At 69.4% G+C, this 16,104-nt stretch carries 17 protein-coding genes; 6 read left to right on the top strand and 11 right to left on the bottom strand.

Annotation, left to right across the window (positions count from 1 at the left end; all coding sequences use genetic code 11):
- Positions 1-107: 107 nt before the first annotated feature.
- Genes OG205_RS09145 through OG205_RS09135 form a run of 3 tightly spaced genes read right to left on the bottom strand, consistent with a single transcriptional unit; the run spans position 108 to position 2,693 of the window.
- On the bottom strand, positions 108-1,226 hold the full coding sequence (locus tag OG205_RS09145; protein ID WP_330275817.1) for a site-specific integrase: 1,119 nt from the start codon (positions 1,224-1,226) through the stop codon (positions 108-110).
- Positions 1,223-2,269 (bottom strand): threonine aldolase family protein, encoded by a 1,047-nt coding sequence (locus OG205_RS09140; RefSeq protein ID WP_330275816.1) that lies wholly within the window; start codon positions 2,267-2,269, stop codon positions 1,223-1,225. The genes OG205_RS09145 and OG205_RS09140 overlap by 4 nt, the downstream gene beginning before the upstream one ends.
- 52 nt (positions 2,270-2,321) lie before the next feature.
- Positions 2,322-2,693, bottom strand: coding sequence for a DUF4180 domain-containing protein (locus OG205_RS09135; protein ID WP_330275815.1), 372 nt, complete (start codon positions 2,691-2,693; stop codon positions 2,322-2,324).
- Positions 2,694-2,913: 220 nt separating this feature from the next.
- On the opposite strand from OG205_RS09135, the gene OG205_RS09130 reads away from it, so the two are divergent.
- Positions 2,914-3,621 carry an alpha/beta hydrolase gene (locus tag OG205_RS09130; RefSeq protein WP_330275814.1) on the top strand — a complete coding sequence of 236 codons (708 nt, stop codon included), beginning with the start codon at positions 2,914-2,916 and terminating at the stop codon, positions 3,619-3,621.
- 42 nt (positions 3,622-3,663) lie between these two features.
- Positions 3,664-4,692: an adenosine deaminase gene (add, locus tag OG205_RS09125; protein ID WP_330275813.1), complete on the top strand. Its 1,029-nt coding sequence runs from the start codon at positions 3,664-3,666 to the stop codon at positions 4,690-4,692.
- Here add and OG205_RS09120 read toward each other — a convergent pair.
- The 3 genes from OG205_RS09120 to OG205_RS09110 all read right to left on the bottom strand — a co-directional run bounded on the left by OG205_RS09120 (position 4,608) and on the right by OG205_RS09110 (position 6,224).
- Positions 4,608-4,946 (bottom strand): hypothetical protein, encoded by a 339-nt coding sequence (locus OG205_RS09120; RefSeq protein ID WP_330275812.1) that lies wholly within the window; start codon positions 4,944-4,946, stop codon positions 4,608-4,610. The genes add and OG205_RS09120 overlap by 85 nt on opposite strands.
- Positions 4,946-5,500, bottom strand: a complete 555-nt coding sequence (locus OG205_RS09115) for a DUF4240 domain-containing protein (RefSeq protein ID WP_330275811.1) — start codon at positions 5,498-5,500, stop codon at positions 4,946-4,948. Before OG205_RS09115 ends, OG205_RS09120 begins: the two co-directional genes overlap by 1 nt.
- 148 nt (positions 5,501-5,648) lie before the next feature.
- Positions 5,649-6,224 carry a DUF4240 domain-containing protein gene (locus OG205_RS09110; protein WP_330275810.1) on the bottom strand — a complete coding sequence of 192 codons (576 nt, stop codon included), beginning with the start codon at positions 6,222-6,224 and terminating at the stop codon, positions 5,649-5,651.
- Positions 6,225-6,299: 75 nt separating this feature from the next.
- Between OG205_RS09110 and hrpA the strand changes: the two genes are divergently transcribed.
- Both hrpA and OG205_RS09100 read left to right on the top strand, forming a co-directional pair.
- Positions 6,300-10,166, top strand: a complete 3,867-nt coding sequence (gene hrpA / locus OG205_RS09105) for an ATP-dependent RNA helicase HrpA (protein ID WP_330275809.1) — start codon at positions 6,300-6,302, stop codon at positions 10,164-10,166.
- Between the two features lie 18 nt (positions 10,167-10,184).
- Positions 10,185-10,709 (top strand): hypothetical protein, encoded by a 525-nt coding sequence (locus OG205_RS09100; RefSeq protein ID WP_330275808.1) that lies wholly within the window; start codon positions 10,185-10,187, stop codon positions 10,707-10,709.
- Here OG205_RS09100 and OG205_RS09095 read toward each other — a convergent pair.
- Entirely contained in the window at positions 10,683-11,015 is a 333-nt protein-coding gene (locus OG205_RS09095; protein WP_330275807.1) for a winged helix-turn-helix transcriptional regulator, read from the bottom strand. The two genes, OG205_RS09100 and OG205_RS09095, sit on opposite strands and share 27 nt — an antisense overlap.
- 39 nt (positions 11,016-11,054) lie before the next feature.
- Here OG205_RS09095 and OG205_RS09090 point away from each other — a divergent pair, with 39 nt between their 5' ends.
- Positions 11,055-11,396, top strand: coding sequence for a YybH family protein (locus OG205_RS09090; protein ID WP_330275806.1), 342 nt, complete (start codon positions 11,055-11,057; stop codon positions 11,394-11,396).
- Here OG205_RS09090 and OG205_RS09085 read toward each other — a convergent pair.
- The 3 genes from OG205_RS09085 to OG205_RS09075 are packed head-to-tail and all read right to left on the bottom strand — an operon-like array spanning position 11,393 to position 14,172.
- Positions 11,393-12,160, bottom strand: coding sequence for an ATP-binding cassette domain-containing protein (locus tag OG205_RS09085; protein ID WP_330275805.1), 768 nt, complete (start codon positions 12,158-12,160; stop codon positions 11,393-11,395). The genes OG205_RS09090 and OG205_RS09085 overlap by 4 nt on opposite strands.
- Positions 12,157-13,158 (bottom strand): ABC transporter permease, encoded by a 1,002-nt coding sequence (locus tag OG205_RS09080; protein ID WP_330275804.1) that lies wholly within the window; start codon positions 13,156-13,158, stop codon positions 12,157-12,159. Before OG205_RS09080 ends, OG205_RS09085 begins: the two co-directional genes overlap by 4 nt.
- A 3-nt stretch (positions 13,159-13,161) precedes the next feature.
- Positions 13,162-14,172 carry a sugar ABC transporter substrate-binding protein gene (locus OG205_RS09075; RefSeq protein WP_330275803.1) on the bottom strand — a complete coding sequence of 337 codons (1,011 nt, stop codon included), beginning with the start codon at positions 14,170-14,172 and terminating at the stop codon, positions 13,162-13,164.
- A 136-nt stretch (positions 14,173-14,308) separates the two neighbouring features.
- On the opposite strand from OG205_RS09075, the gene OG205_RS09070 reads away from it, so the two are divergent.
- Positions 14,309-15,340, top strand: coding sequence for a LacI family DNA-binding transcriptional regulator (locus tag OG205_RS09070; RefSeq protein ID WP_330275802.1), 1,032 nt, complete (start codon positions 14,309-14,311; stop codon positions 15,338-15,340).
- Here the strand turns inward: OG205_RS09070 and OG205_RS09065 are convergent.
- Entirely contained in the window at positions 15,333-16,100 is a 768-nt protein-coding gene (locus tag OG205_RS09065) for an alpha/beta hydrolase (RefSeq protein ID WP_330275801.1), read from the bottom strand. The two genes, OG205_RS09070 and OG205_RS09065, sit on opposite strands and share 8 nt — an antisense overlap.
- Positions 16,101-16,104: the final 4 nt, after the last annotated feature.

Raw genomic sequence — 16,104 nt, 5'->3', positions numbered from 1 at the left:
CGGCACGTCCATGCCGATGGAGTAGCGCGCTGCTCTGTTCGGTGCAGCCCTACCGGAGGGGATCTTGTTTACAGTTAACTACACACAGTGAGACCTGGGTCACAAATTCACAGGCCGAGGCGGGTCACGGCGTTGTCCTCAAGAGGGTTCGCCGTGCGGATGTAGCGGTGCACCGTCCGCGGATTGGTCCACCGGCCCTGCCGCATGATCTCCCGGTCACTCGCCCCGCCCAGCGCCGCCTGCGTCGCGAACCCGGCCCGCAGCGAATGCCCGCCGAACAACGCCGGATCCAGCCCCGCCCGCACCGCGTACCGCTTCACGAGCTCCGCCACCGCACGCCCCGACATCGCCTTCTCCGCGATGCCGCCGTGCCGGTTGATGATCGGGAACACCGCACCGCGGCGCCCGCTCGCCTGGTAGCCGTGGCAGCGGTGCAGCCCGGTTTCGGTGATCTCGCGGCCGTCGAGCACGTCGGCCCAGTCCGCGAACGCGCACACCGGGCACGTCGGGCGCCTGCTGCCGCGCGGCAGCACCACCGACTGCTGGTGCTTGCCCGTCTGGTCGGTCTTCGTCGTCCCCAGCCGGATCAGCAGCAACGGCTCGTGCGTGCGCGGATCCACGTCCACCGTGACGTCCTCGAACTCGATCGCCGCCAGCTCACTGCGCCGTAGCGCCCCCGCGAACCCCACCAGCAGCAGCAACGCGTCCCTCGCGCGCGCCGGCCCGTCCTGGGGCCGTTCTTCGAGCAGCGCTTCGAGCGTCTCGAGCAACACCGGCCGTTTACGCCGTGGCTGTGTTTTGCGGGTGCGCCGGATACCGCGCAGTGTCAGCCGCACGACGTCACTGCGCGTGGGACTGGGCAGCCCGTTGGCCGCGTGCACCGCCGCGATCGCCGCCGACTTGCGCTCCAGCGTCGACGCGCCGAACGCCGGTGATCCGTCCGGTTTCACCGTGTCCGCCGCGACCGCCAGGTAGACCGCCACGTCCAGCGGGTCCGCGGGCAACGCCTGACGGCCCTCCGCCTGACACCAGCCGGCCCACGCGATCCAGTCCGACCGGTAGGCGCGCACGGTGTTCGGTGACTGCGCGCTGCGCAGATAGCCGCTCAGCGAGGCCGCCTGCTCGTCGTCGAACCGTTCGCGCACCCTCACGAGCGCGTCGGCGTCGATCAGCACCGAGTGCGAGACCCTGACCAGCGCGTGCTGGACGGGTTCGGGCAGGCTCACACCCGCGATGGTAGTCCTCTGATCAACTCCGCGACCTCGCGCGGCGTGAAGTCCAGCCCACTGATTCCGACGCTCACCTCGAAGGCGCACCGGCGCGGGTCCGGATTCGACCGCGCGTACAGGAACAGCTTGATCCCCGTCTCCTCCAGCAGGTTCTGCGCCGCCCGTTGCGCGTCCTGGCGTGACATCGGCAGGTGGACGTGGAACAGGGGAGTGGCCGGCACGTCCGGGGTGGTGTGCGCGAACCCGTCGGCGTTGATCGCCTCGGCCACAGCCCGCGCGTGGTCGCGGAACTGCGCCATCCTTGGCAGGTTCTCGTCCATCCCCATCAACGCGATCGCCGCCAGCGGCCACGCGTCCGCGATCGCCCCGCCCATCCGCCGCCGCCACACCGCCGCGTGCTCGATCGTCTCGGCGTCCCCGGCCAGCACCGCGCCCCGCACGCCTTCAAGTCCTTTGTAGAGCGACACGTACACCGTGTCGAACAACGCGCCGATCTCCGCGAACGTGGCGTCGTACCCGGTCTGCGCCTCCCACAACCGCGCGCCGTCGCAGTGCGCGGCCGCACCGGTCCGCCTCACCCACGCCGTCTGCGCCGCCAGATCCCCGAACGCGGGCAGCACGCCGCCGATGTCACGTTGCGGCAGCTCGAACACCACTGCCGCGAGCGGTTCGTGCACCGCGTGCAGATCATCGAGACCGAACAGCTCGTTGCGGTCACCCACGGGGTGAAACCGCAAGCCGTGCAGCGCGTTGTAGCCCTGGTTCTCCCACACGTGCAGATGCGTCTGCGGATGACCCGCGAACGCCCGCCGGCCCGAACGTTCCGCGTGCACCCGCAGCGCCACCTGCTGCGCCATCGTCCCCGACGGGAAGAACAACGCCTGCGGCTTGCCCAGCAGCTCCGCGACCCGGTGCTCCAGCTCCCGCACCGGATCCTCCGGCAGCGTGTCCGCCGTGACGCGCTCGGCCAGGCGGCGCACGAGCTCGAACGGCGACTTGCGCGGACCACTGTGCTGCGACAGCGAACGACGGATCTCCATGACCCGACGGTACCTATTGCAAGTTAATGGCAGCAGACCCCGTTTGCTGTGATCAGGCCGCCGAGCTCAGGCGTACGTCCAGCTCGGCCTCGTCCGCCACGAACCACAACTGCCGGCCCCGATTCGACTCGTAGACGAAGTCCCGCAACGCCGTGCTCGCCGCCACCTGCTCGGTGATGTCCCCGACCACCACGACCTTGAACCCGTACTGCTGGAACTTCTGCACCACCGCACCCGCCACCCGTGTGCGCAACACGAGGAAGTCCGGTGACAACCGCGCCACCGGCAACACCAGCCACTGCACGTCCTGCCCCCACAACGTGCCGATCAGGTCCACAGCGGACTGTTCGTCGGTGATAGCGGGACCATCGGCGGCGCACATCAGCACCGTCGCGCCGTGGCGCGTCTGCACAACATCAGGCATGGCACCGGAACCTAGTCGCGGCCCACGTCCGATGTCGCGCCGAATATCGCGCGCGACCGGTGATCACCTCTTGCTAGGGTCACCGCACGCGATCGGCCCGAGGAGGTGAGTCCCATCAACGCGGTCACCCCAGATGGGCGTTCCCTCCCGGTTTCGGCCTGACGCCGTCCGCGCGTCGCCACGGGAACGCTCCAGCAGCCATCCCGAAAGGCCCGCAGCCATGCGCTTCATCTCCGAATCGACCTCCGCCGACGGCACCACCGAACGCGACTTCGTCCACGACGGCGTTCCCGGCGTGCTCTGGACCCCCGCCGGCACCCCCAGCGGCCTCGTGCTCAGCGCACACGGCGGCGGCCAGCACAAACGAGCCCCCGGCATCACCGCCCGCGCGGAACGGTGCGCCGCCGCCGGACTCGCCGTCGTCACCCTCGACGCACCAGGCCACGGCGACCGGCCCCGCACCACCGACGACGACCGGTTCGCCACCGCGATCCGCTCCCGCATCACCTCAGGACGCGACGCCGGCGCACTCGTCGCCGAGTACAACGCCCTGCAAGCGGCGCGGGCGATCCCGGAATGGCGATCCGTGCTCGACGCCCTGCCCGCCACCGGCGAGTCCGTCGGGTTCTGGGGCGTGTCCATGGGCGCCGCCATCGGCATCCCGCTCGTCGCCGCCGAACCCCGCATCCGCGCCGCCGTGTTCGGACTCATCGGCGCCACCGAACCCCTGACCGCAGCGGCGGCGACGATCACCGCGTCCGTGCGGTTCCTGCTGCAGTGGGACGACCAGCTCATCGCCCGCGACGCCGGCCTCGCGCTGTTCGACGCCTTCGCCACCCGCCAGAAGTCCCTGCACGCCAACCCCGGAGGCCACGGCGAGGTCCCCGAGCACGAACTCGCCGGCGCGGTCACGTTCCTCGCCGGATAAATCCCGGGCGCCCGCGGGTGGGTCTGGGTAGCGTCGCGCCACATGCGTGATCTCGCGACGTTGCCCAAGGCCCACCTGCACGTGCACCTGGAAAGCACCGTGCGCCCGGACACCCTCGCCGAACTCGCCGAGCACCACGGCGTCGACGTGCCCGCCGTGCAGGCCGGATCGTTCGACGGCTTCACGCAGTTCGCCGCGCACAACGGGGCAGTACGGGACTGCCTGCGGCGAGCCGAGGACTTCCACCGGATCGCGTACGAGTTCTGCGCCGAGGAAGCAGCGCAGGGGACCCGGTACGCCGAGGTCACGTTCACCGCGGCAGCGCACGGAGAACGGCTCGGTGATCCGGACATGCCGCTCGAAGCGGTGTTGTCCGGGCTCGCCGCAGGACAGGCCGTCCACGGCATCGAATGCCGTGTGATCGTGGACCACCCCAGAAAACGGTCAGTAGCGCGGTTTCAGGACTCGTTGCGGCTCGCGACCACGCACCCGCGGGTCGTCGCGATCGGGATGGCCGGAGCGGAAGACCACCCGCTCACCCCGTTCACGGCCGTGTTCCGCGCCGCTCGCGAAGCCGGGATCGGGCTCGTGCACCACGCCGGCGAGTGCTGCGGAGCACCCAGCGTCGCCGAAGCCGTCACCGTCGGGCTCGCCGACCGGATCGGCCACGGGTTCCGCGCACTCGACGACCCGGACGTCGTCGCGCTGCTGCGGGACCGTGCCATACCGCTCGAAGCCTGCCCGTCGTCCAACGTCGCACTGGGACTGGTCGGCTCGCTCTCCTCTCATCCGCTGCCACTGCTCATCGACGCCGGCCTGACCGTCACGCTCAGCACCGACATCCCCGCCTCCACCGGCACCACGCTCACCGACGAATACCGGGCGCTGCGCGAGCACCTCGGCTTCGACGACGACGCCCTCGCGCGCATCGCCACCAACGCCGTCGACGCCTCCTTCGCACCCGCCGGAACGAAGACCGCGCTGCGTCAGGACATCGCCGCCTGGCGGGCAGGCTCGAAACACACCAGCCCGTGGCGCGACGCCAGCAACGCCACCAGATCCAGCACCTGACGCTGCCCCGGCCACACCACGTGCACGATCACCGCGTCCACCCCCACCGTCAGCGCCTCGTCCCACGACACGGGGGAGGCGGGATCAGGCGAGGTCTTCCGCAACTCCCGCACGAACGCCGCCACAGAGGGCTCGAACGCGCCCAGCGGCGAGGACCGCAACTCCGCATACCGGGCCGCCGCCTCCGGGAAGGACGCCGGACCAGGAGCCCGCCACACCACCACGTCGACTGGCACCTCGACCGGCACGGCCATCACGCCACCTTCCCGAACAACGCACCCAACCGCGGAATCCGCGCGGAGATCTCCGCCGGATCAGCGAAATCCCACTGCTCACCTGCCGGATCCGGGGACACCAGCAACCCACGCGAGGCCACCACCGCCTCCAGATCACCGTCGAACGCCTCGGCCGCCACGTAGTCGAGACCCTCCCAGTCCGGCCAGTCCTCATCCGCCCACGCGTGCACGCCGCCACGCGACGCCAGCAACCGCACGTGCGGCAGATCGGCCAGCGCGTCCGGCGAGGCGGCCACCGCCTCGAACACCGCCCGCCCCTGACCCACCAGCCACGCCTGGAAGTAGAAGAACCCGTCGTCGGAACACAGCCCGCCGCAGATCACGTCCGCCGCGTGCCAGTGCGCCCACGTGTCCACCCGGCGACGCACCTCGTCGAGCCGCACCGCGAACTCCACCACCTCGCCCGCAGGCAGCCCGGCCAGCGCGGCCGTGAGCCGCTCCAGCCGATCATCCTGGTCCGAGGCCCCCACAGCGGAGGACTCCACCAGGCCCCAGAACGCGTTGAGGTCCATGCCCGAAACGCTAGCGAGAGGGTCTGACAATTTTTGAAGCCCCGCCATCCGCCCAGGTCAGAAGCCATGAAAGGCCATGCCGGCAGGGCGGAGCGGCCAGGGGGAGCGGCATCCCGGACGGCGTTGAGGGACCGGCGGGCTCCCAGGGCTATCGAGCCGCTTTCCCGAACAACGCCCACAGCCGCGGAATCCGGCGCGCGATGTCCGCCGGATCCTCCATCTCCACGTCCTCCCCGCCCGGCGACACGTCGAACGCCCGCGCCTGCCCGCGCGAGGCCAGCAGGTCGTCCAGGTCTCCGGCGTACACGGCCTCGAACGCCGCGTCCGGCACCCGGTACAGCGCCTCCCAGTCCGGCCAGTCCTCATCGGACCAGCCGTCCACGGATCCCAGCGCCGCCAGCCGCCGCACCTGCGCAACGTCGGCCAGCGCGTCCGCCGACGCTGCCACCGACGAGAACACCTCGCGGCCCTGGCCGATCAGCCACGCCTGGAAGTAGAAGAACGAGTCCATCCCGCACAGCCCGGAACAGATCAGTGTGGCCGCCTGCCAGTGCGCCCACGTGTCCACTCGGCGACGCACCTCGTCGAGCCGCACGGCGAAGTCGGCGATCTCACCCGCCGGCAGCAACGCCAGCCGCCCGGACAGCCACTCCCGCCGTTGTTCCAGGTCAGCGGTAGCGGCAACGGCGTGATCGACCAGCTTCCAGAAGCCCCCTGCGTCCATGCGGCAACGCTAGCGGCGGGGTCTGACAGTTATTGACGCGAGCGAATCGGAGCTCCCCACTATCCTTGACGCCAAATGGACACCCCGCACGCTGAACTGCACAAACGCCTGCCCGAGCTCATGCCGCGTGATCAACGCCGGCTCGCCAGGCGCCTCGACGGCGCACGCAAGGTCAAAGACCCGCTGGCGCGCCGCAAGATGACCGAGGAGATCGCCGCCCAGATAGACGAGGCCGCGCTCAAGGTCGCGCTGCGCCGGGAGTCCGTTCCCAAGCTCAGCTATCCGGCCGAACTGCCGGTCAGCCAGCACAAGGACGAGATCAAAGAGCTGATCGCGAACCACCAGGTCGTGATCGTCGCGGGCGAGACCGGGTCCGGTAAGACCACGCAGCTGCCCAAGATCTGCCTGGAACTGGGCCGCGGTGTCATCGGCCAGATCGGCCACACCCAGCCCAGAAGGATCGCCGCCCGCACCGTCGCCGAACGCGTCGCCGAGGAGCTCGGCACCAAGCTCGGCGACACCATCGGCTACAAGGTCCGCTTCACCGACCAGTCCGGCGACGACACGCTGGTCAAGCTCATGACCGACGGCATCCTGCTCGCCGAGATCCAGACCGACAGAACGCTGAGCAGGTACGACACGATCATCATCGACGAGGCCCACGAACGCAGCCTCAACGTCGACTTCCTGCTCGGCTACCTCAAGCAACTCCTGCCGCAGCGCCCCGACCTCAAGGTCGTCATCACCTCCGCGACCATCGACCCGCAACGCTTCAGCGCGCACTTCGAGAACGCCCCGGTCATCGAGGTCTCCGGCCGCACCTACCCCGTCGAGACCCGCTACCGGCCGCTGGAGGAGGACGACGACCAGACCCAGGGCATCCTCAACGCCGTCCGCGAACTGCAGGCAGAAGGCCCCGGCGACGTCCTGGTGTTCCTGTCCGGCGAACGCGAGATCCGCGACACCGCCGAAGCCCTCAAACAGGAAGACCTCCGCAACACCGAGATCCTCCCGCTCTACGCCCGCCTCTCAGTGGGCGAGCAGCACCGCGTGTTCCAACGCCACACCGGCCGCCGCGTCGTGCTCGCCACCAACGTCGCCGAGACCAGCCTCACCGTGCCCGGCATCAAGTACGTCGTCGACCCCGGCAACGCCCGCATCTCCCGCTACAGCCACCGCCTCAAGGTCCAGCGCCTGCCGATCGAACCCATCAGCCAGGCGTCGGCCAACCAGCGCAAGGGCCGCTGCGGCCGCGTCAGCGAAGGCATCTGCATCCGCCTGTACTCCGAAGAGGACTTCGAGGCACGCCCCGAGTTCACCGACGCGGAGATCCTGCGCACCAACCTCGCCAGCGTCATCCTGCAGATGACCAACATCGGCCTCGGCGACGTCGCCGCGTTCCCGTTCATCGACCCGCCCGACTCCCGCAACATCAACGACGGCATCGGCCTGCTGCAGGAACTCGGCGCCATCAACGCCGCCGAGAAGAAGCTCACCCCGACCGGCCGCAAACTCGCCGCCCTGCCCGTCGACCCGCGCCTGGGCCGCATGGTCCTCGAGGCCGACACCACCGGCTGCCTCAAAGAGGTCATGATCATCGCCGCGGCACTGTCCATCCAGGACCCGCGCGAACGACCCGCCGACCAGCAGGAAGCCGCCACCCAGCAGCACGCGAGGTTCGTCGACAAGGAATCCGACTTCACGACGTTCCTCAACCTGTGGGAGTACCTCAAGGAACAGCAGAAGGAACTGAGCGGCAACCAGTTCCGCAAGCGCTGCAAGGCCGAGTTCCTCAACTACCTGCGCGTGCGCGAGTGGCAGGACATCTACCTGCAGCTGCGGCAGGTCGCCAAGCAGATCGGCATGCACGTCAACGACCAGCCCGGCGACCCGCGCAACATCCACATCGCGCTGCTGTCCGGACTGCTCAGCCACATCGGTGTCAAGGACATCCTCAAAAAGCAGGCGCCAGGCGAGAAACGGCGTCCGCTCACGGAGTTCCTCGGCGCCCGCAACGCCAAGTTCGCGATCTTCCCCGGCTCCGCGCTGGCCAAGAAACCACCGCAGTGGGTGATGGCCGCCGAACTCGTCGAGACCAGCCGCCTGTGGGGCCGCATCGTCGCCAAGATCGAACCCGAATGGGCCGAACGTCTCGGCGAGCACGTGGTCAAACGCCAGTACTCCGAACCGCACTGGGAGACCAAACGGGGATCGGTCGTCGCGCTGGAGAAGGTCACGCTGTACGGGGTGCCGATCGTCGCCGGCCGCAAGGTCAGCTACGGCCGAATCGACCCCGAACTCTCCCGTGAGCTGTTCATCCGCCACGCTCTCGTGCAGGGGGAGTGGACCACGCACCACCGGTTCTTCCACACCAACCGCGCGATGCTCGAGGAAGTCGGCGAGCTGGAGAACCGCGCTCGGCGCCGCGACATCGTCGTGGACGAGGAGACGCTGTACGAGTTCTACGACAAGCGCGTCGCCCCGGAGGTCGTGTCCGCGCGGCACTTCGACTCGTGGTGGAAGAAGCAGAAGGACAAGAACCTGCTGACCTTCACCAAGGACATGCTGGTCAACGACCGTGCCGACGTCACCCCCGACGCCTACCCCGACCAGTGGCGCCAGGGCGAGCTCACGCTGCCGTTGAGCTACCACTTCGAGCCGGGAACCAAGAACGACGGCGTCACCGTCCAGCTTCCGCTGCCCGCGCTCACCGCCCTGGACGACGACGCGTTCTCCTGGCAGATCCCCGGCCTGCGCCACGACCTCGTCGTCGCGCTCATCCGGTCGCTGCCCAAGCCGATCCGCCGCAACTTCGTGCCCGTCCCCGACGTCGCCACCGCCGTCCTCGCGCGCATCAACCCCAAGGACACCAGCCTGCTCAGCGGCGTCGAACGGGAGCTGCGGGCGTTGACCGGCGTGACCGTGCAGCGCGAGGACTGGCAGTTCGACGCCGTCCCCGACCACCTCAAGCTCACCTTCCAGGTCGTCGACGACCAGAACCGCACCCTCGCCGAAGGCAAGGACATCGCGGCACTGAAGGAGAAACTGCGCGACGAGGTCCGCGAATCACTGAGCCAGGCCGTCGGCCACCTCGAACGCACCGGCCTGACCACGTGGGACTTCGACGCCCTGCCCCAGAGCATCGAGCAACGGCAGTCCGGCATCACCGTCACCGCCTACCCGTCGCTGCTCGACCAGGGCGAGACCGTCGCGATCAAGGTCCTCGACACCCCCGGCCGGCAGGCCTACGCCCACCGCCGCGGCGTGCGCAGACTCCTGCTGCTCGGCGTCAACTCGCCCGTCAAACACCTGCAGCGCCACCTCGACAACGCCGCCAAACTCGCGCTGACCCGCAACCCCCACGGCAGCGTCGCCGCGCTGCTGTCGGACTGCATCATGGCCGCCGTCGACCGGCTCATGGGCGACCCGGCCTGGAACGCCAAGTCCTATGCGGCGCAACTGAAGAAGGTCCAGGCCGCGCTCAACGACACCACCTGGGTCGTCGTGCAGGAGGTCCGCAAGGTCCTCGAAGCCGCCCACCAGGCCGAACTGGCACTGACCGGACTCAAGGGCGCCCCCGACTCCGCCGCGGACATCCGCGCACACCTCAACTCGCTGGTGTACAAGGGATTCGTCACCCACACCGGCTACGACCGGCTGCCCGACCTCGTCCGCTACCTCAAGGGCATCGCGCGGCGCATCGAGAAACTGCCCGAGAACCCGCGCCGCGACCTCGACTGGACCGGCAAGATCCACCAGGTCCACGCCGAGTACCGGGAACTGCGCGCGCAGACCCCCGCCGACGAACCCGCGCCCGAACTCGACGAGATCCGCTGGATGATCGAGGAACTGCGCCTGTCGTACTTCGCCCAGACCATCCCGACCCGGTACAGCGTCAGCGACAAGCGCATCTACAAGGCGCTCGACGCCGTGCCGTTGTAGACCTCGCTACCGTGGAACATGCACTTTCCTGGGGATTCCACGTGGCGGGTGTCCAGCGGCCGCGGTGACACGTTCACGCTGTACGTCCGCGACGCGCTCGGCATCAGCACACCCACCGCCGACTCCATTCCGCCGCTGACCCCACCCGTCCCGCGCCTGCCCGGCGTGACGCTGCCGGACACGTTCGGTGCGGCGTGGGACCGGTGGTGGGCGCAGTCGGTGTCCGCCGGCGCCGAGGACGTCCCCGGCCGCTGGCCCGTCGGCCTGCCGCAGCAACTGCGCCCCGCCTACGACGAGTGGGTGACCCACAAGGACTATGACGGCAGGACGAACCTCTCCGAGGTGCTTCAGGAGATCGTCGCGCAGCTCAGCGGAGAACTCGGCCACGTACCGGTCTTCGACCTCGAGATCGTCGAGGTCCCCGTCCAGGGTCAGTTCTGGCGGCGCCTGAGCACGAACTCGGTGATGGTCTCCGAGGAACTCATGGCCTCGCGCAACCTCATCGCGCCGCTGGAATCAGTGCTGCGCGAGCTCGCCCGCTAGCGCCTCACCCGTGCGGTACAGCTCCACCAGCAGTGGCCGCAGCAACAAACCGGCCGGCGTCAGCGCGTACGACGTCCGGACCGGGAAGCCGGGGGAGCGGGAACACGACACCAGACCCTGCGCCACCAACGAGTCCAGCCGCTCGGTCAGCACCTTCGCGCTCAGCGACGGCAACCCCGACCGCAACTGCGAGAACGATCGGGGCCCGTGCATCAGATCCCGCAGCACCAGCGTCGCCCACCGGCCGCTGATCGCCGCGAGCGCCACCTCCACCGGGCAGTCCGCGGACGGCCGGTCCCAGGTCACCGTTTGGTGACCCACAGAAGCGAACGCGACGCTGTCGGCATGTCCATCCACCCCGCCAGTGTCGCCCACGACTTCGCCGCCGCGTTCAACTCCCGCGACGCGGCCGCCGTCGACGCCGTCTACGAACCGGGCGGCCTGTTCGTCCCCGAACCCGGCCAGACCGTCACCGCGGCCGCGCGCCGGCAGGCCAACCAGCGGTTCCTCGACCTCGGCCTGCCCATCGACGTCCGGCCACGCCACGTCTACGAACACGACGGCATCGCGCTGCTCATCGTCGACTGGACCATCGGCGACGTGCACGGCACCGCCACCGACGTCGCTCGCCGCAGCGAGGACGGCCGGTGGCGGTACGTGATCGACAACCCCTTCGGCACTGCCTAGGCCTCGGGCGGCTCCATGGCCCCGGTCATGATCGCCACCGCGTCCGACATCGAGATGGACTTCGGATCCACCACCGCCTTGCGCCGGCCCAGGCGCTGGATGTGGATGCGGTCGGCCACCTCGAACACGTGCGGCATGTTGTGGCTGATCAGGATCACCGGCAGGCCCCGATCGCGGACCTGCAGGATCAGGTCCAGCACCGCACGGGACTCCCGCACGCCCAGCGCCGCCGTCGGCTCGTCCATGATCACGACACGGCTGCCGAACGCCGCCGCCCGTGCCACCGCCACGGCCTGACGCTGCCCGCCGGAGAGGGTCTCCACGGCCTGGCCGGGGTTCTGGATCGTCATGATCCCCAGCGCGTCGAGCTGACGGCGGGCCTCGTCGCGCATGCCGTTGCGGTCGAGCATCCGGAACACCGAGCCGAGCACGCCCTTGCGGCGCAGTTCACGGCCCAGGAACAGGTTCGCCGCGATGTCGAGCGACGGCGACACGGCCAGCGACTGGTGCACCGTCTCGATGCCGGCGTTGCGCGCGTCCAGAGGCGTGGAGAACGAGACGGGGGAGCCGTCGAGGAACACCTCGCCCTCGTCGGGCACCACCGCGCCGGACAGGGCCTTGATCAGCGACGACTTGCCCGCACCGTTGTCGCCGATCACCGCGAGGATCTCGCCCGGCAGCAGCTCCAGGTCCGAACCCGCCAGCGCCGTCACCCTGCCGTACCGCTTGACCAGGCCCGTTGCCTGCAGGATCGGGGTGGTCATGCCTTCACCTTCCTGATCCACTGGTCCAGCGACACCGCCACGATGATCAGCACACCGACCGCCATCGTCTGCCACAGCACGTCCACCCCGGCCAAAGCCAGGCCGTTGCGGAACACACCGACGATCAACGCTCCGATCAGCGACCCCACCACCGCGCCGCGGCCACCGAACAGCGACGTCCCGCCGATCACCACCGCGGTGATCGAGTCCAGGTTGTCGGTCTGACCCGCCTGCGGTGAAGCCGAGGCGATCCGGCCGATCAACGTCCACGCCGCCACCGCGTAGATCAGCCCCGCCGTCGCGTACACGGACAGCAGCACCCGAGCCGTGCGGATGCCTGAGAGGCGCGAGGCCTCCAGGTCGTCACCGGTCGAGTAGACGTGCCGGCCCCACGCGGTGTTCTTCAGCACGAACGCCATCGCCGCCACCAGCAGCACCAGCATGATCGAGCCGTAGGTGATGCGCGTGCCGCCCACGGTGAACGTCTGCCCGGTGAACAGCAGCAACGACGGCATGTCCGAGCCACGGATCGTGGCACTGCCCGAATACCAGAGGTTCAACGCGAAGAACACGTTCAACGTGCCCAGCGTGACGATGAACGGCGGCAGCTTCAGCCGCGTCACCAGCATGCCGTTGAGCAACCCGCACACCGTGCCCACCAGGAAACCGAGCAGCAACGCCGGCAACCCCGGCAGGCCGGTCTCCGACGCCACCTTCGCCATCACGATCGAGGTCAGCACCATGATCGCGCCGCACGACAGGTCGATCCCGGCGGTCAGGATCACGATCGTCTGCCCGACCGCGAGCGTGCCCACCACCGCGACCTGCTGCAGGATCAGCGAGATGTTGCCCGGCGTCAGGAACCGGTCCGAGAGCAACGCGAACACGATCACCGACACCAGCAGCACCACCGCCGGTCCGATCGTGGCCTGCGCGTGCAGCAGGTGCTGCACGCGCGTCAGCACGGAACGATCCCGTTCCTCCACCACCGCGGTCATCGCTTAGCCCCAGCAGTTCTGCAGGCCGAACGCCGAGTCCTTCGACTCCACGCCGTCCGCGGGCTGGTCGGTGATCAACGTGACGCCGGTGTCGGTGTTCTGCGGCTTCGAGCCGTCCTTCGCGAACTTCGACACCGCCTCCACGCCGAGCTGCGCCATCTTCAGCGGGTACTGCTGCGAGGTCGCCCCGATCACCCCGGACTTGACGTTGTTCACGCCAGGACAGCCGCCGTCGACCGACACGATCACGACGTCCTTCTCCTTGCCCGCCGCCTTCAACGCCTCAAAGGCACCGGCCGCGGCGGGCTCGTTGATCGTGTAGACCAGGTTGACGCCGGGGTCCTTCTGCAGCAGGTTCTCCATCGCCGTGCGGCCACCGGACGGGTCACCGTTGGTCACGTCGTGGCCCACGATCCGCGGATCGGACTCGTCACCGATGCGGGCCTTGTCCTTCACGTCGACGCCGAAGCCCTCCAGGAACCCCTGGTCGCGCTGCACGTCCACCGACACCTGGTTCGGGTTGAGGTCCAGCAACGCGATCTTGGCCTGCTTGCCCTCCTTCGCGAACTTCGACTTCGCCCACTGCCCGATCAGCAACCCGGCCTTGTAGTTGTCGGTCGCGAACGTCGCGTCCGCGGCACTGGCCGGCTCCAGCGGCGTGTCCAGCGCGATCACCAGCAGCCCCGCCGCCCGCGCCTTGTCCACCGACGGCACGATCGCCTTCGAGTCGCTCGGCGTGATCAGGATGCCCTTCGCGCCCGACGCGATCAGGTTCTCGATCGCGTCGACCTGCGTCTGGTTGTCGCCGTCCTGCTTGCCCGCGAACGACTGCACCGTCGCGCCCGCGGAGGAGGCCGCCTGCTGCGCGCCCTCCTTCATCTTCACGAAGAACGGGTTCGTGTCCGTCTTCGTCACCAGGCCCACCAGCGTCGTGCCGCTGGAGGACCCACCGCCTCCGCACGCGGTGAGCAAGGTGAGCAACGCCGCCGCGGTGACCCCGACAGTTCTACGCATGTCAACTCCTACGTCAACGTTGACGTAACCACCCGTCCGAGGTCTCTGAGATCGTGAACGGAAGAGCGGCTACGCGAGCTGTGCAAACGGGTATACCGTTGCGTCATCGTTGACGCAAGAGTCGTAGGACGTGGACATGGACCGAGCAGCCGACAGACGTGAACCCACGATGCGCGACGTCGCCGCGCTGGCGAAGGTCAGCACCAAGACCGTGTCCCGCGTGATCAACGGCCTGCCCGGCGCCGGCGCCGAGGTCGTCGACCGCGTCCGTGAGGCGGCGCGCAGCCTGGGCTATCGCCCGAACCTGACCGCGAGCAGCCTGCGCCGCTCCGACCGGCGCAGCGCCACGATCGGCGTGCTGTTCGAAGACCTGTCCAACCCCTTCGACGCCGCCCTGCTGCGTGCCGTCGAGGACCGCGCCCGCCACGCCGGGGTTCTCGTGCTCGCCGGCAGCAGCGAGGACGACCACACCCTGCAACGCGAACTGCTCGTGTCGCTGTCCACGCGCCGTGTCGACGGCGTCGTCGTCATGGCCGTGGGCGGGCATCAGGACGCCCTGCAGCAGGAACGCGACCGCGGCACCCCGATGGTGCTCGTGGACCGGCCTCCCACCTTCGGCGGCACCGACTGCGTCACCACCACCAACCGCGACAGCTCCCGCGACGCCGTGCTGCACCTGGCCGCCCTGGGCCACCGAGACATCGCGTTCCTCGGCGACCGCCGCACCCTGTGGACCAGCCAGGAGCGCTACACCGGCTACCTCGAAGGCCTCGCCCAGGCGGGTCTGACCCTGCGGGACGCGCTCGTGCGCACCGACCTGCACGGCGCCGACCTCGCCGAAGCCGCCACCGGCGCGCTGTTCGACCTCGATCGGCCGCCCACCGCGTTGTTCACCGCCCAGAACCTCGTCACCGTGGGCGCCATGCGGCTGCTGCGCGCCCGTGACCTGCACCGGCGCGTCGCGCTCATCGGGTTCGACGACTTCCCGCTCGCCGACATGCTCGACCCCGGCATCACCGTCGTGCGCCAGGACGTGCCCGGCATCGGCCGCAAGGCCGCCGAGCTCATCTTCGCCCGCATCGACGGCGACACCTCACCGCCCGTGCACGCCGTCGTCCCCGCCTCGCTCGTGCGCCGCGGGTCCGGCGAGATCGCGCCGGTCAGCTGACCGACAGCACCGCGTCGATCACCTGCGGGCCCGACACCAGCACCTCGTCGTTGTGGTCCGCGCCGTCGATCTCGACGAGCTTCGCGCGGGCCGCCGTCGCCACCTCACGGCTCTGCGCGGGCGGCACCACCGAGTCCTTCGTGCCCAGCAGCACCACGGTCGGAACGTCCACCCCGGACACCCGCTCCGTCACGGGGAACTTGTCCTGCAACAACGCCTTCACCGGCAGCCACGGGTAGTGGTGCGACCCCACCGCCGCGAGCGAGGTGAACGGCGAGCGCAGCACCATGCCCTTGGGCGCGCGGAACGTCGCGAGTTCCGCCGCCACGGCCGCGCCCAGCGACTCGCCGAAGTAGACGACCGGCCCGTCGATCAGGTCCAGCGCCGCCCGCGCGTCGAACGTCAGGCCCTCCTCCGTCGGCTTGCCGGGGTTGTCGCCGTAGCCGCGGTAGTCGAACAACAGCACCGACAACCCGCGCGCGGTCAGCTCCCGCGCCAGCGACACCCGCCCGGACCGGTTGCCCGCGTTGCCCGGGAACACGATCACCGTGGCGGTCGCGTCGGGCAGTTCGAAGTGCCAGCCGTCGAGCAGCAGACCGTCCGCCGTCACCAGACGGACGTCGTGCCCACCGGGCAGCACCTCCTCGGCCGCGGGCACCGGGCCGGGGGAGGGGAAGTACACGAGCTTGCGCTGGAAGGTGAAGACCACGGCGACGATGGTGACAACCACCGCCACCGCGATCAACACCGCCCTCCTCATAACC

It is taken from the genome of Lentzea sp. NBC_00516 (genome assembly GCF_036346835.1).
Classification (GTDB): Bacteria; Actinomycetota; Actinomycetes; order Mycobacteriales; family Pseudonocardiaceae; genus Lentzea; species Lentzea sokolovensis.
Note: the sequence above shows the minus strand (reverse complement) of the source record. Positions and strands in the feature narration are given on the sequence as shown.

Coding starts and splice junctions, on each gene's coding strand:
- OG205_RS09140 (WP_330275816.1), bottom strand. CDS start 2,269: ATGGAGATCCGTCGTTCGCTGTCGCAGCACAGTGGTCCGCGCAAGTCG.
- OG205_RS09135 (WP_330275815.1), bottom strand. CDS start 2,693: ATGCCTGATGTTGTGCAGACGCGCCACGGCGCGACGGTGCTGATGTGC.
- OG205_RS09130 (WP_330275814.1), top strand. CDS start 2,914: ATGCGCTTCATCTCCGAATCGACCTCCGCCGACGGCACCACCGAACGC.
- add (WP_330275813.1), top strand. CDS start 3,664: ATGCGTGATCTCGCGACGTTGCCCAAGGCCCACCTGCACGTGCACCTG.
- OG205_RS09120 (WP_330275812.1), bottom strand. CDS start 4,946: ATGGCCGTGCCGGTCGAGGTGCCAGTCGACGTGGTGGTGTGGCGGGCT.
- OG205_RS09115 (WP_330275811.1), bottom strand. CDS start 5,500: ATGGACCTCAACGCGTTCTGGGGCCTGGTGGAGTCCTCCGCTGTGGGG.
- OG205_RS09110 (WP_330275810.1), bottom strand. CDS start 6,224: ATGGACGCAGGGGGCTTCTGGAAGCTGGTCGATCACGCCGTTGCCGCT.
- hrpA (WP_330275809.1), top strand. CDS start 6,300: ATGGACACCCCGCACGCTGAACTGCACAAACGCCTGCCCGAGCTCATG.
- OG205_RS09100 (WP_330275808.1), top strand. CDS start 10,185: ATGCACTTTCCTGGGGATTCCACGTGGCGGGTGTCCAGCGGCCGCGGT.
- OG205_RS09090 (WP_330275806.1), top strand. CDS start 11,055: ATGTCCATCCACCCCGCCAGTGTCGCCCACGACTTCGCCGCCGCGTTC.
- OG205_RS09085 (WP_330275805.1), bottom strand. CDS start 12,160: ATGACCACCCCGATCCTGCAGGCAACGGGCCTGGTCAAGCGGTACGGC.
- OG205_RS09080 (WP_330275804.1), bottom strand. CDS start 13,158: ATGACCGCGGTGGTGGAGGAACGGGATCGTTCCGTGCTGACGCGCGTG.
- OG205_RS09075 (WP_330275803.1), bottom strand. CDS start 14,172: ATGCGTAGAACTGTCGGGGTCACCGCGGCGGCGTTGCTCACCTTGCTC.
- OG205_RS09070 (WP_330275802.1), top strand. CDS start 14,309: ATGGACCGAGCAGCCGACAGACGTGAACCCACGATGCGCGACGTCGCC.
- OG205_RS09065 (WP_330275801.1), bottom strand. CDS start 16,100: ATGAGGAGGGCGGTGTTGATCGCGGTGGCGGTGGTTGTCACCATCGTC.